At 69.5% G+C, this 15,790-nt stretch carries 10 protein-coding genes; 4 read left to right on the top strand and 6 right to left on the bottom strand.

The window, feature by feature from the left end:
- Positions 1–117 precede the first annotated feature (117 nt).
- Positions 118–2,580 (bottom strand): excinuclease ABC subunit UvrA, encoded by a 2,463-nt coding sequence (locus GA0070606_RS01830; RefSeq protein ID WP_245724535.1) that lies wholly within the window; start codon positions 2,578–2,580, stop codon positions 118–120.
- A gap of 50 nt (positions 2,581–2,630) precedes the next feature.
- A complete protein-coding gene (locus GA0070606_RS01825; RefSeq protein ID WP_091094753.1) occupies positions 2,631–3,173 on the bottom strand; it encodes a pyridoxamine 5'-phosphate oxidase family protein in 543 nt (180 codons plus the stop codon).
- A 529-nt stretch (positions 3,174–3,702) separates the two neighbouring features.
- Between GA0070606_RS01825 and GA0070606_RS01820 the strand changes: the two genes are divergently transcribed.
- Entirely contained in the window at positions 3,703–5,205 is a 1,503-nt protein-coding gene (locus GA0070606_RS01820; RefSeq protein ID WP_091107146.1) for an aminopeptidase P family protein, read from the top strand.
- A 48-nt stretch (positions 5,206–5,253) separates the two neighbouring features.
- On the opposite strand, the gene GA0070606_RS01815 is transcribed toward GA0070606_RS01820, so the two are convergent.
- The gene (locus GA0070606_RS01815; RefSeq protein WP_091107143.1) at positions 5,254–6,534 is read right to left on the bottom strand and encodes an MFS transporter; all 1,281 of its coding nucleotides are present in this window, start codon (positions 6,532–6,534) and stop codon (positions 5,254–5,256) included.
- Between the two features lie 131 nt (positions 6,535–6,665).
- Between GA0070606_RS01815 and GA0070606_RS01810 the strand changes: the two genes are divergently transcribed.
- The 3 genes from GA0070606_RS01810 (at position 6,666) to GA0070606_RS01800 (ending at position 10,622) form a co-directional block, all read left to right on the top strand.
- Positions 6,666–7,598, top strand: coding sequence for a LysR family transcriptional regulator (locus GA0070606_RS01810; RefSeq protein ID WP_091094752.1), 933 nt, complete (start codon positions 6,666–6,668; stop codon positions 7,596–7,598).
- 82 nt (positions 7,599–7,680) lie between these two features.
- Positions 7,681–8,967, top strand: coding sequence for an IS256 family transposase (locus tag GA0070606_RS01805; protein WP_091094740.1), 1,287 nt, complete (start codon positions 7,681–7,683; stop codon positions 8,965–8,967).
- 494 nt (positions 8,968–9,461) lie between these two features.
- A complete protein-coding gene (locus GA0070606_RS01800) occupies positions 9,462–10,622 on the top strand; it encodes a trans-sulfuration enzyme family protein (protein WP_091094751.1) in 1,161 nt (386 codons plus the stop codon).
- Positions 10,623–10,856: 234 nt separating this feature from the next.
- Here GA0070606_RS01800 and GA0070606_RS01795 read toward each other — a convergent pair whose 3' ends face one another.
- From GA0070606_RS01795 to GA0070606_RS01785, 3 genes are all read right to left on the bottom strand, one after another.
- On the bottom strand, positions 10,857–13,445 hold the full coding sequence (locus tag GA0070606_RS01795; protein WP_091094750.1) for an FtsX-like permease family protein: 2,589 nt from the start codon (positions 13,443–13,445) through the stop codon (positions 10,857–10,859).
- A 3-nt stretch (positions 13,446–13,448) separates the two neighbouring features.
- The gene (locus GA0070606_RS01790; RefSeq protein WP_091094749.1) at positions 13,449–14,201 is read right to left on the bottom strand and encodes an ABC transporter ATP-binding protein; all 753 of its coding nucleotides are present in this window, start codon (positions 14,199–14,201) and stop codon (positions 13,449–13,451) included.
- A gap of 343 nt (positions 14,202–14,544) precedes the next feature.
- A complete protein-coding gene (locus GA0070606_RS01785; protein WP_091094748.1) occupies positions 14,545–15,663 on the bottom strand; it encodes a serine hydrolase domain-containing protein in 1,119 nt (372 codons plus the stop codon).
- Between the last annotated feature and the right edge of the window lie 127 nt (positions 15,664–15,790).

Here is a 15,790-nt window from a genome sequence, read left to right as displayed (position 1 = left end):
GACCGTCGGCTGCCCGCACACACACCGTCGACCGTCAGCGCGGTGGCCGCCACGGCGCTCGCCACGCTCAGCGTCGCAGCCAGATGACGTTGAACATCCGCGTGTGGGCGAAGGCGCTCAGCGATCGTCGCCGCGCGCCCCCAGGAGCGGCAGGCCCGCCGCGTACCGCCGAAAGAAGCCGGCGGTCGGGGTGCCCGCCGTGGCGACGGTCTCCGGGGTGCCCTCGGCGACCACCGCGCCCCCGTCCGGACCGGCTCCCGGGCCCAGGTCGATCACCCAGTCGGCGGACGCGGCGACGGGAATGTCGTGTTCCGCCACGACGACGGTGTTGCCCGAGTCGAGCAACGCGTCGAGCGCATCCACCACACGCTGGCTGTCAGACGGATGCAGGCCCGAGACGGGCTCGTCGAGAACGACCAGGCCGGCCTTGCGACTCGCGGCGCCGCGCTGGATCGCGGACGCCAGCTTCAGCCGCTGCGCCTCCCCACCGGACAACTCTGTGGCGCTCTGACCGAGCTGGAGGTAGCCGAGCCCTACCCGGTTCAGGGCTCCCAGCGTCTCCGCGAGCTGTCGAGGCTCGGAGAACCGCTCGACGGCCTCGGCGACGGTCAGCTCCAACACCTGATCGATGGTCAACCCCTGATATTTGATCTCCAGTGCCGCCGGCTTGTAACGCCGCCCCCCGCACGCGTCGCAGACCACCCACACGTCCGGCAGGAAGTGCATGTCGACGAGCTTGCGGCCGTAACCGGCGCAGGTCTCGCAGCGGCCGCCGCCCTCGGTGTTGAAGCTGAACCAGGACGCGTCCACACCCATCCCGCGGGCCGTGCCGGTCTCGGCGAACAGCTTGCGGACAACGTCGAACGCCTTGCTGTACGTGGCGGGGTTGGACCGCGGCGTACGCCCGAGCGGTTCCTGGTCCACGACGGCGACCCAGCCGAACCTCTCGATGCCGGTCACCTCCCGCACCGTGTCGGTCGTCCTCCCGTTCAGGGCGGCCGCCACGCTCGCGGCGAGCGCACCGAGCAGGCTGCTCTTCCCGCTGCCGCTCACCCCGGTCAGGCAGGTGAGCCGACCGGCGGGAAGACGCACCAGGTCCGTGATCACGTTCTGCGCACGCAGGCCGTGCAGCTCGACCCAGCCGGTGCCGTCCCCGACCGGGCGCCGGGTCCGGCGCAGCCGCGGCCCGTGACCGGCCAGATAGCGCCCGGTCACCGACTGCGGGTGGACGGCCGCATCGGCGGGAGGACCCGACACGAGGACCTCGCCGCCGAGGCGGCCCGCGCCGGGCCCCATGTCGATCACCCAGTCGGCACGGGCGATCAGCTCGGGGTCGTGCTCGACGAGGAGCACCGTGTTGCCGGCCTCGCGCAGTTCCAGGGCGATGTCGAGCAGGTGCGCCTTGTCCGCCGGATGCAGCCCGGATCCAGGCTCGTCCAGCACGAAGACGATGCCGCTGAGCTCGGTGCTGAGCTGCGCGGCGAGCCGCGTCCGCTGCAACTCACCCCCGGACAGCGTGGCCGCGCCGCGGGACAGTTGGAGATGGGCCAGGCCGAGCCGGTCGAGAATGCCGAGCCGGCGCCCCAGGTCCTGCAGCAGCGGCTCGCCCACCTCGCGCTGCCGGGCGCCCAGATCGCCCGCCACGCGCTGCGCCCAGCTGCGCACCTCCCGGACTTCCACCGCGAGCAGGTCGGGGTAGGTCAGCCCGCCGAGCCGCACGGACCGGGCCACCTCGTGATAGCCGCTGCCGCCGCAGGTGCCGCAGGGCTGCTTGCGCATGTACGCCAGGTAGCGCTGCTTGGCGCTGGGCGTTCGGGCGTTGGTGAACACCCGCTCGACCTCGGCGAGCGCGCCCCGCAGCGGCTGGCTCGAGGTGTAGGTCATCGTGGCCGTCTCGTTCCTGTTCGGAATCTCGATGGTCGCCTCGATCCTCTCGTCGCCCGTGCCGTGGAGCACGCAGCGACGGAACTCCTCGGGCAGCGACTGCCACGGCCGGCCGAGGTCCACGCCCCGCTTCTCGGCGAGTGCCGGTACGAACGCGTGCTCACCGGACCGCCACTTCGCGTACCAGGGCGAGGCGCCCTCGAACAGCGGAAGATGGGGTTGGGTGATGACCAGGTCCTCCTGTGCCCGCCAGCGTCCGCCCACCCCGTGGCAGTCCGCGCAGCTCCCTTCCGGTGTGTTGCGGTCGAAGTGCGCGGTCGTCAGATGCCCGCCGCCACCTTCCGCCGCCTGCTCCGCACCGATCCCCGGAAGGCGTGAGTACAGCAGCCCCAGGTGCCCGTCGATGCCGGTGATCGTCGCGACCGTGGAGCGAGGGTTGCGGTTCAGCCGCCGCTGGTCGACCGCCAGGGTCGCGCCGAGGCCCCTGACACGGTCGACCTTCGGCCGGTTCCGCTGGGTGATGTACTGCCGGACGAACGGCGAGAGGCCTTCCAGGTATCGCAGCTGAGCTTCGGTGTGCAGGGTGTCGATGGCCAGCGAGGTCTTGCCGCTACCGCTCACCCCGGTGAAGGCCACGAGTTGCCCCTTGGGGATGCTGACCGACACGTCCCGCAGATTGTTGGTACGGGCACCCACCACGTCGATGGTCCCGCGCCCCGCACTCGCGGCGTCTCTCACGAATGCGGTCAACCCTCGTTCACCCCTTCGCGACGCGGTGGGAGCTTCGCGAGGTCGGGGGCGTAGACGGTCATCCAGTGCGGGTGCAGCCGGTAGTAGACGACGTCGTTGTCCCAGTCGAAGGAGTCGGCGTCGTAGAAGTCCTTGAGGTAGGCGAGCAGATCCGGCCAGTCCGCGGCCGGCGCGGCGTCCTGGGGGTTGAGGATCTCCACGTGGCCGTGCGTGAACACGCCCAGGTCCTCACCGCGCATGTGGGCGGCGCTGACGGCGGGCCGGGCGGCGAGATGGCGCGCCTTGGCCGCGCCGCGCGCGGTGCCGAAGTGCCACTTTCCGTGCAGGAAGTGCCCGTCCACACCGCTGACGCGCGGCTCGCCCTTCGCCGTCACGGTGGACAGGGCGAGGGGGCACATGCCGGTGAGGACCTGGGTGAGCTGCTCGGCGGTGAGGGTGCGCTCCGCGTCGATGATCGACCGGAGGTGCGAGGTCGAGCGGGAGAGGGAGGTATCGAGGAGGGCTTGAAGCTCGTGGAGTTCCTGAGGTGTTTCGCGCATGGGTATCCCTGTTCCAGGCTGGCGGTGGCACCGGTCCGCGCCCGCCGTCGGGCACGAGCCGGCGAGACCATGCTTCGGTAATAACCTGACACCCTGTGTCGGATTTGAAGGAGCTCACCTCGCCGAGTTCGGCGTCGACGAGACGATCGGCCGGCGGGCCGACGAGTCCGCGCCGGTGGGAGCGTCGGTGCCGGCCGGCCTCCGGCCCCGTCCGGCGGCAAGATCGTCAGCCGTACCTCCGCTCACCCGGCAGGCCGGTATGACGTCGACGGCCTCTGATGCTGCGAGCCGGACCCCCGCGCACGAGACCGTCGAGATCGCGGCCCGGCGACGGCGTCGCGACGACGGACACGAAGGCGCCGGCGGGCGGGTGGTCGGGTGCGAACGGTCCGTGCGGCCGGCGGCCGAGAGGCCTGCCGTACCGCCGGTGGAGCTGGGCGTCCGCAAGGGGCGTTCCCCGGCCCGGCCGCTTACCGCTGCCGACGTGACCACGGGTGGCCACAGCGGACAGTTCTGGCAGTATGTCGGCATGACGAGCGAGACGCAGGCGAAGGCCGGCCACCGCGGGATACCCAGCAACAACGAGTTCCGTGACTTCATCGCCTCTGGTTGGGCCACCCCCGACCGGGAGCCCACGCACCGCGCCGAGGTGGCCGACCATGCCGCCCGCCGCCGGGCCGTCCTGTCGCAGCGGTTTCCCGGCGAGCGGCTCGTCATCCCCGCCGGCGGCCTCAAGGTGCGCAGCAACGACACCGACTACCCGTTCCGCCCCCACACCGCCTTCGCCCACCTGACCGGCCTCGGCGCGCACGCCGATCCGGACAGCGTCCTGGTGCTCGACCCGAAGCCGGGCGGCGGGCACCACGCCACCCTCTACTTCCGCCCGCTGGCCCCGCGCGACAGCGAGGAGTTCTACGCCGACTCCCGCTACGGTGAGTTTTGGGTCGGTCCCCGTCCGACCCTCGCCGACCGGGAGTCGGAGCTGGGCATCACCGCCCGCCACGTCGACTCCCTCGCCGACGACCTGGCCAAGGACGCGCCCGCCGCCCGGATGCGGGTGGTCCGCGCCGCCGACCCGCAGCTCGCCGGGCTGGTCGAATCGGTCCGCGCGCAGGCGGGCGCGACCGGGTCCGCCCACGAGCGCGAGGAGGCGGACGAGGAGTTGGCCCGCCACCTGTCCGCGATGCGGTTGGTCAAGGACGAGTGGGAGATCGAGGAGATGCGCACGGCGATCGCCGCCACCCACCGGGGTTTCGACGCGATCGTCGCCTCGCTGCCCGAAGCGGTCCGTAAGGGGCGTGGTGAGCGCTGGGTCGAGGGTGTCTTCGGCCTGTACTCCCGTCACGAGGGCAACGGCGTCGGCTACGAGTCCGTCTGCGCCTCCGGGGATCACGCCAACACCATCCACTGGACGAGGAACACCGGCGAGGTCCGCGAGGGTGACCTGATCCTGGTCGACTGCGGGATCGAGCTCGACTCGCTGTTCACCGCCGACATCACTCGTACCCTGCCGGTCTCCGGCCGCTTCACCGACGTGCAGCGCCGGATCTACGACGCGGTGTACGAGGCGCAGCAGGCCGGCCTTGCGGCGGTGAGGCCGGGCAACAAGTTCAGCGACATCCACGCCGCGGCGGACGCGGTGATCGCCCGGACCCTGCACCAGTGGGGGCTGCTGCCCGAGGGAGTCACCGTCGAGCAGACCCTGGACCGGGAGCGCGGGGGCTGGCACCGCCGCTGGATGGTCCACGGCACCTCCCACCACCTGGGCATGGACGTGCACGACTGCCAGCTGCTGCTGCGCGAGGACTACATGAACGTCGTGCTGGAGCCCGGCATGATCCTCACCGTCGAGCCGGGCCTCTACTTCAAGGCCGACGACCTGCTGGCGCCCGAGGAGTTCCGCGGCATCGGTGTGCGTATCGAAGACGACGTGCTGGTGACCGAGGACGGCTGCGAGAACCTGTCCGCCGCGATGCCCCGCACCTCCCAAGGGGTGGAGGAGTGGATCAAGCGGGTGTGGGCGAACGCCTGAGGTCCCCGGAGGACGCCGAGGGGTGGCTGACAGGCGTTGGCCGCCCTCTCACCTGGTGTCGGGCGACACGCCCGCCGCCCGTGGTGGGGGAGCGGCCGTCGCCAACTCGGGCTCGGTGACGGGTGCGGAGCCCTGGCGGCGGGGTAGCAGCAGCGGGCTGGCCAGGATCAGCAGTCCCGCGACCGCGATGGCCGCGCGTGGGCCGGTGGCGGCGGCGAGCAGTCCGCCGAGCGCGCTGAGGACGGCGATGGCGGCGCTGCTGCTGATCGACCAGGCCGACAGGGTGCGGGCGACGAGGTCTTTGGGGGTGTGCTGGAGCCGGTAGGTGGCGAGCACCGGGTTGTACAGGCTCATGCTGATGATGGTCGCCAGTTCGACGACGATCACCGTGGCGAGGCCGGCGAGGCCGGGCTGGACGAAGGCGAGGCCGATCAGCCAGACCACGCGCAGCGCGCCGACGGTGCGGAGGATCTGGTGTTGGCCGTACCGGGCCACGACCCGGCGGGCCAGGCGTGAGCCGACGAGCCCGCCGAGGCAGGGGGCGGCGAAGGCCAGGCCGTACTGCCAGGGCGGGAATCCGAGCTCGCGGAGCAGGAGCACGGCCAGCAGCGGCTCGGTGGCCATGATCAGGCCGTTGACGAGCAACTGGTTGAGGTAGAGCGCCCGCAGCCCGGGATGGGTCAGCAGGTGCCGCCAGCCGTCGAGCAGGTCGCCGGCTCGGATCCGGCGTCCGCCGGTCCGCTGCGGGGGCGCTTCCCGGCCCCGGATCGCCGTGATGCCCAGCGCGGAGAGCAGGTAGCTGAGCGCGTCGGCCACCACCGTGACGACCGGCCCGAACAGGCCGATCGCCGCGCCGCCCAGGGGTGGCCCGACGGCGATGGAACTCCACGTCGTCGACTCGAACCGCGCGTTGGCCACGAGCAGGTCGTCCGGCCGGACGAGGGCCTTGAGGTACGCGCCGCTCGCGGCGTTGAAGGCGATCTTGGAGGTGGCGACCACGGCGGACACGACCAGCAGTTGGGCGAAACCGAGCAGGCCGAGGGCGTAGGCGACCGGGATCGTCGTCATGACCGCGAACCGGGCCAGGTCCATCGCGATCAGCACCGGCCGCTTGCGGTGGAACTCCACCCAGGGCGCGAGCGGCAACGCGATCAGCGCGCCCACCGCCGGCCCCACCGCCGACAGCGCGGACACCTGGGCGGGGCTGGCGTCCAACACCAGCACGGCGATCAGCGGCAAGGCGCCGAACCCCAGCCCGGAGCCGTAGGCGCTGACCGCGTAGGACGCCCACAACCAGCCGAACCGCCGGCCCAGGGACCGTCTGGCCATCATCCCCGCACCTTCCGCCTCGAACAACTCGCCGTTGAGCGCTGTGATCGAAGCAGCGCGTGGGATGACGGATCAAACAACCGAACCGGCGGCGAGCCACAACCAACCGTTGTTCTCGTAGGATCTTGTTCGTGGATCTCAACGCCGTCCGTACCTTCGTCGCCGTTGTGGACGCCGGCCAGTTCCAGGACGCCGCGGCCGCGCTGTCGGTCACCCAGCAGGCCGTGTCCAAGCGCATCGCGGCGCTGGAGAAGGACCTGCAGGTACGGCTGTTCACCCGCACGGCCCGCGGTGCCCGGCTCACCATCGACGGCCAGGCCTTCCTGCCCCACGCCCGGGAACTTCTCCGGGTGGCCGAGCGGGCCGACGCGTCCGTGCGGCCCGGCCGTCGCGCCCTCCGCGTCGACGTCCACAGCCGGCGGACCGCGCCGTCCGTGCTCCTGCAGGACTTCCACCGCACGTATCCGCGGATCGAGCTGGACGTCGTGACCCTCGACGCCGACTTTCACGCCGCGACCGCCGCCGTCGAGGCAGGGACGGTCGACGCCACCTTCCACGCCGTCCCCGTCCCCGTGCGCCACCTGCCAGACGCGGTCAGGGCCGTCCGCATGATCGACGAGCACCACGAACTCCTCGTGGGGCCACGTCACGCGCTCGCCAACGCCCGCGTCGTCACGCCCGCACAGCTCGCCGCACACCGCATCTGGATGCCCGGCATGGTCGCCGGCACCGAGTGGGCCAGCTACTACGACGAACTCGCCGCCGCGTTCGGCCTCACCATCGACCGGGTCGGGCCGGCCTTCGGCAACGAGGCGTTGCTGGCCGAGATCGCCGACTCCGCGGAACTGGCGACGTTGGCCGGCGAACGCACGCGATATCTGTGGCCGGACAGGTACGACCTGCGGCGCATACCGGTGCGCGACCCGGCACCGATCTATCCGATGTCGCTGATCTGGCGCGACGACAACCCGCATCCCGCGCTCAGCACACTTCGCGACCATCTCAGCTCCAGGCGGATGGACACACCCGACGAAGACGTGTGGATGCCGAAGTGGGGGCAGTGATCAGCCCCAAGGGGGTCTGTGGATCTAACGGTGTTTCCGGCCTGACCCACCGGGCGTTGTGCCTGGTGAGGAGGGTGCCGTGATGACCGCGACACTGAACGACGTGACCGGACGGAAGAAGCGGCCTGAGCCGTCTGCGGAGGAGCAGGCCGCTGCCGAGCTCGTTCGGGCGGCCAAGGAACAGGGCCTGTCGTTGACCGGGCCGGACGGTCTGTTGAAGCAGTTGACCAAGACGGTCCTGGAGACCGCGTTGAACGAGGAGATGACCGAGCATCTCGGCTACGCCAAGCACGATGCGGCCGGTGCGGGGTCGGGCAACATCCGTAACGGCAGCCGGCCGAAGACGGTGCTGACCGACACCAGCGGGCCGGTGCAGATCAACGTGCCACGGGACCGGGCCGGCACGTTCGATCCTCAGATCGTCCGCAAGCGGCAGCGGCGCCTGTCGGGGGTCGACGAGGTGGTGTTGTCGTTGTATGCCAAGGGATTGACGACCGGGGAGATCTCGGCGCACTTCGCTGAGATCTATGGAGCGTCGGTGTCGAAGGAGACGATCTCCCGGATCACCGACAAGGTCATCGAGGAGATGACCGACTGGTCCCACCGGCCCTTGGACGCCATTTACGCGGCGGTGTTCATCGACGCCATCGTGGTCAAGGTTAGGGACGGGCAGGTGGCGAACCGGCCGTTCTACGCCGCGATCGGCGTCTCTCTCGACGGCGAGAAGGACATCCTCGGGCTGTGGGCCGGCACAGGTGGTGAGGGCGCGAAGTTCTGGATGAGTGTACTGACCGACCTGCGCAACCGCGGCGTCAAGGACGTGTTCTTCCTCGTCTGCGACGGGCTGAAAGGGCTGCCCGAGGTGGTCACGAACGTGTGGCCGCAGACGGTGGTGCAGACGTGCGTGATTCATCTGATCCGCAACACGTTCCGGTTGACCTCCCGCAAGTACTGGGACGAGTTGAAGCGTGACATCAAGCCGATCTACACCGCGGTCAACGCCACCGCCGCCAGGGCGGCGTTCGACGACCTGGCCGACAAGTGGGGCGGCCGGTATCCGGCGGTGATCCGGTTGTGGGACAACGCCTGGACGGAGTTCATTCCGTTCCTCGACTACGACGTCGAGATCCGCACGGTGATCTGCTCGACCAACGCGATCGAGTCCCTCAACGCCCGCTACCGGCGAGCGATCAAGGCCCGCGGCCACTTCCCGAACGAGCAGGCCGCGTTGAAGTGTCTGTACCTGGTGACCCGGTCCCTGGACCCCACCGGAGCAGGCAGAGCCCGATGGACGATGCGCTGGAAACCCGCGTTGAACGCCTTCGCCATCACCTTCAGCGACCGCTTCCCAGCCGCTGAAACCTACTAACCAAGATCGCCGGAAACACCGTTGGCGAGACAGCCCCCCCCAAGGTCTTGAGAGCGTGTATCGGGTGACGACGGACCCGGTGGCTGCACCGCATCTCATGCCGGTGTCGATCCGACGGCCTCCTCGCCCAACGCCCTCATGCTCGCCGCACGTTGCTTGCCCAACCGGTCGGCGCCGAAGAGTGGTGGATGTCGCGCGGGAGCGGGTCGGCGCCTCCGTCGGGTGTGAGCCTCCCGTGACGTTGGAGTCGTCGGCGACCGCGCCGAGCGTGCGGACCCGGTCGAGGTTCCACGCCCTCTGATCGGACGACGGTGGACCGGAGGGCGCGATGACGGTGATCCACCGGGGTGGAGCCGAAGCGACCGACTACGGCGGATTTGCGTCATCGTCCGGCGGTTTCTTGGAAGTGCGACCCGAGAGCGAACCTGGACCATGTGTCGGGATGGGGCGCCGGGCGCGCCCTGGCGAAATGTCGACGCGCGAAGGACGACTCGATGGACAGAGAGACACTTCTGGTTCACGCCGCCCGGCGGACCGCGGCCGCCGCGAATTCGGTGAGCCCTCCGCTGGTGCGCACGTCGACGACGGTGTTCGACTCGCTCGACGCGTACAAGCAGGCGCAGGGCGCGCTGGTGTTCGACGGTCCGCGTTACGGCAGGTCAGGCACGTCGACGACGTTCGAGCTGCAACGCGCGATGGCGCAGATCGCGAACACCGAGACGTGCATCGCAACCAGCAGCGGGCTGGCGGCGATCACTGCTGTGCTCGCCGCACACGCCGGTCCCGGACGCCACATCCTGGTGAGCGCGGGCGTGTACGGGCCCACGCGGGTCTTCTGCGACAAAGAGATTGTTCCGTCCGGAACCGACGTGGAGTACTTCGCCCACGACGCCGACGTGTCGTCTTTGCTGCGCGACACGACGAGCCTCGTGTTCGTCGAGACGCCAGCGTCATTGACGATGCAGATGTGGGACGTACGCGCCATCTGCGCGGCGGCGCACGACCGGGGAGTTCCCGTCGCATGCGACTCGACCTGGGGGACACCGATCTTCTTCGACGCGCACGCGCTCGGGGTCGACATCTCCGTCCACGCCGCGACCAAGTTCATCAACGGCCATTCCGATGTGCTGCTCGGTCTCATCACCGGAACTCTCGACGCCCTGGCCGGCGTTCGGGCCTACTGCGACCGCAGCGGCGCCCATGCCGCGCCGGACACATGTTGGCTCACGCTGCGCGGGCTGCGCACGCTGGCCGTTCGCATGGAACGCCACCAACGGTCAGCTCTCGCCGTCGCACGGTGGCTGCAGTCGCAGCCCTGCGTCCAGCGAGTACTCTTCCCCGCCCTCGCCACCGATCCCGGCTACGAACTGTGGCGCTCACAGTTCTCGGGTGCGGCTGGTCCATTCACCGTCGAGCTCGCCCCGTGTGGCGAAGACGCGTTCACCCGGTTCATCGACCAGCTTTCCCTGTTCGGCCTCGGCACGAGCTGGGGCGGTTTCGAGAGCCTGGTCATGCCCGCCGTGCCCCATCACCTGCGGGCTCTCGCCGCCCCGGCGGACGCGCCCCGACTGGTTCGTTTCCACATCGGGTTGGAAAGCCCTCAGGACCTCTGCGACGACCTGGCCGCAGCGCTCACCGCCTTGCGACGCGGTTAGGACGGACCGAGGGCGTGCCGCGGCGAGGAAGACCCGGCCGCTGCCGATCGTGGGCATCCACGATGCGGCGTCCATGGGGACGCTTACGTGTGGGCCGACGGCATCCACGTCAATGTGCCGCTTGACGATGACAAGCCATGCCTCCTGGTGATGGTCTGGGTACGCGGGCGGCACCAGAGAGCTTGTCGCGCTGACCGGGCGGCTCCGGGCGGAAGTCGATCGCCCTGGTGTTGATCACTCGGCCTGTGTCGCCTCCAAGATCGAAACCGTGGTCGCTCGCCGGGCTGGCAGTGCCGAGGTGATGAGCGTCACCAGTGCTGCGGCACCAGCGACGGAGGCGTACAGCCACCATGGGGCGTTGAGCCGGATGTAGGAGCTTCCTGTCGCTGCGTGGATGAGTGCCACTGTGCCCACCGCGATGCCAAGACCGAGCAGCGTACCCAGGGTGACCACGGTGGCCGCCTCCCAGGGGATTATGGCGCGGAGTTGGCGGGCGGTTGCGCCTACGGCACCGAGCAGACCGAACTCACGGCGGCGTTCACTGACGCTCATCGAAATCGTCGTGGTCATGCCGAAGAGGGCGAGCAGCAACGTCATGCCGACGAAGCCGTACATCACCGTCGAGCCCTCGGTGATCGCCGCCGCCGCCTTATCGACATAGGACGTCCGGTGGAGCACTGTCGCGCCGGGCACACCGGCGATCTTCTCCATGATCGCTGCTGCTGTGCCTCCGCTGACGAGCACAACCTGTGCTCCCGCGTTCGAGTCGAGCTGCCGCATCGTCGCATCAGCGACCAGCGCGCCGTCGGCGAACACATGGGTCGGGTCATGGTATGTGCCGGCGATGGTCAGGGGGACGTCGCCGTGCGCGCCGCGTACGACGATGCCTTGCCCGACTGTCAGCTGCTGCGCCCGCATGGTGACCGAGGGCAGAGCGATTTCGCCCGGGGCGAGCGCGGGCAGGTTGCCGGGAAGGCGCAGCACCTGGGGCAGCGCCGCCGGGTCGGCGCCGGTCACTTTGAGATAGAGCGGCAAGACCGGCTCGCCCTCCTGATAGGCGCGCGGTGGTGGCGCGACGAGCTTCACCTTGGTCGTGGTGAGAGCCGACGCGCGCGTGACGCCAGGGGCCTGTTCGATGCGGGCGGTGATGTCGCGCGGCAGCGGCCGCAACCCATCGGGCGTCTTGTCTGATGTGGACACGGCGTGCTCGGCGAGCATCACTTCGTTGGCCGCCTGCTCGAAGCGGGTGTTCGCGGATACCACGATGAGCAGTGCGGTGGTGGCCAACGCGACGGCCAACATGAGCGAAGAGGCGGCAGCGGAGACACGTCGAGGGTTGCGTGTGATGGTTGCTCGGGCCAGCCGCCCCGACTCGCCGCCAAGCAGCTGGCCGATGAGGCCGATCAGCCCGCCGACCGGGCGGACCAGCAGCGGCCCGAAGACCGCGAGGGCACACGCGACAACCATGGAGCCGAATCCGATCAAGGCCGTGATCGCCTGGGTCCGCTGCAGGCCCGGCGGACTATCGTTGAGCACCGCCGGGACGGGTCCGTAGTAGATGAACGAGGAGAGCAGGATCAGCGAGCCGGCGAGGATCCGTAGCCGAGGGCGCTCCCTGCGTTCCGATGAGCTCTCCCGCAGGGCCTGCATCGGAGCGATCCGGGCCGCACGGCGCGCCGCGCGGAAGACCGCGATCTGGGTGACCAGCACCCCGCCGATGATCGACAGCGGTACGGTGAGCCACAGCGCCGGCGCTTCGGCGGCCGAGACGTCGAAGCCGTCGTGGGCGAACATCCGGATCAGCGCATCGGCCACCGGATAGCCGAGCAGGGCTCCGCAGGTGGAGGCGACCAGGCCGAGCGCCAGCGCCTCCAGCCGGATCAGCGCCTTCAGCTGCTCCGGTGTGGCACCGATGGCGCTGAGCATGGCCAGGCGCCGGGTGCGTTGGCGGATCAGCCCACCGAAGGTGTTGGCGACGACGAACAGTCCGACAAAGACCGAGACGCCGGTCAGCATCCCGATGCCGCCGCTGATCTCCAGGCCCTGGGCGGCAAGGCTTGACGCCTGGGTGTCGCGCACGTCCTTGGCGGTCCGCACCGTTGCCGTGCTTTCACCGATGCTGCGCTGCAACGTATCCCGCAGATGTTCGGCTGCGACGCCGGGGGCGGCTTTCACCCAGACGCTGTGCCACGCGCCGTCCGCGAGCCCGGCTTCCTTGCGCATGGTCTCCGGCGTCGCGAGCAACAGGCCGCCAACCGCGACGACGCCGCTGCCCTGCACCGTGACGATTCCGACAACGGTCATCTGTCTTGTCTGCCTGGGCAGCCCGACAGCTATGGTGTCGCCCGGCTTCAGACTGCCCGCATCCGCCAGGTGCCGCATCAGGGCAACCTCGTTGTCGGCGGTGGGCGCGCGGCCCGCCTCAAGCCGGTAGGGGTTCAGCGTGGGCTCGGCTATCCAGGGCCGCAACAGGGTGCGCGCTCCGGCCGGCGCGATGATGGTGTTGCCACCGGCACCGGCCGCGATGACCGGGAGGACGATGTCCCCCGCGATGGCCGCGACCCCTGGCTCGCCGGCCATCTCCTGAAGGCGGACCTCGCCGTTGGGCAGGGCCCGGGCGTCGTCCGGGTCTACCGAACCGCCCTGCACCACCACATCGGCGCGGAAGAACTCGCTGGCATCCCCGCCCGACACCGCGTCCTCGGCGCGGAGGGAGAACTGCACCGTCCCACCGATCAGCGCGATGGAAAACAGCGCGGCGAGCAGCGTGGCGGTCAGACGGCCCCACGACTCGGAGAAAGACCTCCTGGCGATCAGCCACACCGCTCAGCCCTCCAACCGGCGCATGCGGGCGTGAACGAGATCCCTCGTCGGGCCGGACAGCTCGTCGACGATCCGGCCGTCGACGAGGAACAGCACCCGGTCGGCGTACGAGGCGGCGACCGGATCGTGCGTGACCATGACGACGGTCTGCTGGAAGGAGTCGACCGCGTTACGCAGGAAACCCAGCACCTCGGTTCCTGACTTGGAGTCAAGGTTTCCGGTCGGCTCGTCGGCGAAGAGCACTTCGGGCCGAGTGAGCAGGGCACGGGCAACGGCGACGCGCTGTTGTTGGCCGCCGGACAGTTCGGCTGGCCGGTGACGCAGCCGTCCGCGTAGTCCCAGGGAGTCGACGATGGTGGCGAACCAGCTTTCGTCCGCACGTCGACCGCCGAGGCGGCCGGTGAGGCGGATGTTCTCCTCGGCGGTGAGGATCGGCAGGAGGTTGAACGCCTGGAACACAAAACCCATGCGTTCCCGGCGCAGCTTCGTCAGCTCGGTACGCGACAACGCGGTGATCTCCAGGTCTCCGATGCGGATGCTTCCTGAGGTCACCGGGTCCAGGCCGGACATGCAATGCAGGAAGGTGGACTTTCCGGACCCGGACGGCCCCATGATTGCGGTGAACTGGCCAGCGCTGAACGTGGCAGACACCCCGCGCAGGGCATGAACTGCGTTATCCCTGCGCCCATACGCCTTGACTACCTCGTCGGCAACGGCGACTTGCTGCTGATGCTTCCGTTCGGTAAGTGACCTCATCCTGCCGCCGATCTCGAATTGGTGGACCTGTCAATGGCATTCCCGGGAATCGCACCTGCGTCAGCACCATGCTCCTCACGTCTCCTGATGCAGCGTCAACAGCACCGGGCCGGTGGTAGCGCCGAACGCCAGCGTGCGGTACGGGTTGGCGCGGGCGGTCGGACGCGGCCGGACCAGGAGACGAGTGCTCATGGCTTCCTTCCTGTGACGTTCGCTAGCAGGGCATGTGCGGGCGGGTGATCGAGTTCTGCCAGTCGACGCATGGTCGTAGATCCAGGCGCAGGAAGGAGGCACGCAGAAGGCAGCCGGCCCCCAGAACTGTGGCGCGGCCGGCCCGTCCTCCTCACTGCTCCGTGCAGAACTCCGCGCTCAGCACGTCGTCGAAGACGGACAGGCCCGACCAGTCGCCGTTGACGTGGATGGCGAGCAGGTGGCGGCCGTCGCGGGTGCCCATCGTGTACGACCAGGAGCCGTACGTCGCCCCGCCGTTGCCCCAGACCGTGACACCGCAGCTCAACGTCTGGGCGAAGACGCCGAGCCCGTACCGGGTGGCCGGGATCCAGCCGGAGCCGTCGGTGTCGACGGTGGTGAGCATCTCGGACATCTGCTCGGCGGGCAGCAGCCGTCCGCCGAACAGGGCGCCGAAGAAGCGGGTGAGGTCGCCGGTGGTGGAGACGAGCCCGCCTGCCGACCATGCGTACGACTGGTCCATCTCGGTCGCGTCGTGGATCTGCGGGTTCGGGTCGGCGGAGAACAGGGTCGAGTAGTGGACCGGGTGCGGGCCGCGGATGCCGGCGTCACCGGTGGCGGGCAGGTACGTGCCGGGCAGGTCGAGCGGGCGTACGATGCGCCGGTCGATCTCTTGGGCGAACGTCCGCCCGGTCACCTTCTCGACGATCATCGCGGCGAGGACGAAGTTGGTGTTGGAGTAGACGAACCGCTCGCCGGGGGCCGCGTACGGGGGGTGCGCCAGCGCTATTTTCACCAGTTGCTCCGGGGCGTACCGGTCGTGGCGGTGCTCGTACCAGGTCGCGCCGATCCCGTTGACGAAGAATTCCGGGGCGTTGTTGTACGCGAAGATGCCGCTGGTCTGGTTCAGCAACTGCCGGATCGTGACGGCCCGGCCGTCGTAGCCGTTGCCATGCACCAGGCCGGGCAGCCACTGCTCGACCGTGTCGTCGAGACCGATCCGGCGCTCGGCGGCGAGTTGCAGCACCACGGTGGCGGTGAATGCCTTGGTGGCGCTGCCGATGCGGAACTGCTCGTACGACGTCCGGGCTCGCCCGGTGGCGGTGTCGGACAGGCCTGCGGACCCGAACCAGCGGGAGCGGTCGTGAATGACCTCGGTGACGATGCCGGGGGCGCCGGCGTTGTTCACGGCGCCTTCGAGAGCGTCCTGGACGGGGGCGTGCGCCCCCGGCGCCGCAGGAGTGAGATCGAGCGCGGTCACGTGGGTTGCCATGTGAGTGCCTTCCCGTTCCGATTTTCGGAGCAAGGCAAACGCTACGTTGCGTTCAGGGTTTGCATCAATATCGAAGGCTTACAAGGAGGCTGTCTTAGCAGGTAAGCATGGTGCTCGTCGTTGCGCT

Origin of the sequence: Micromonospora citrea (assembly GCF_900090315.1) — a bacterium.
GTDB lineage: Bacteria > Actinomycetota > Actinomycetes > Mycobacteriales > Micromonosporaceae > Micromonospora > Micromonospora citrea.
Note: the sequence above shows the minus strand (reverse complement) of the source record. Positions and strands in the feature narration are given on the sequence as shown.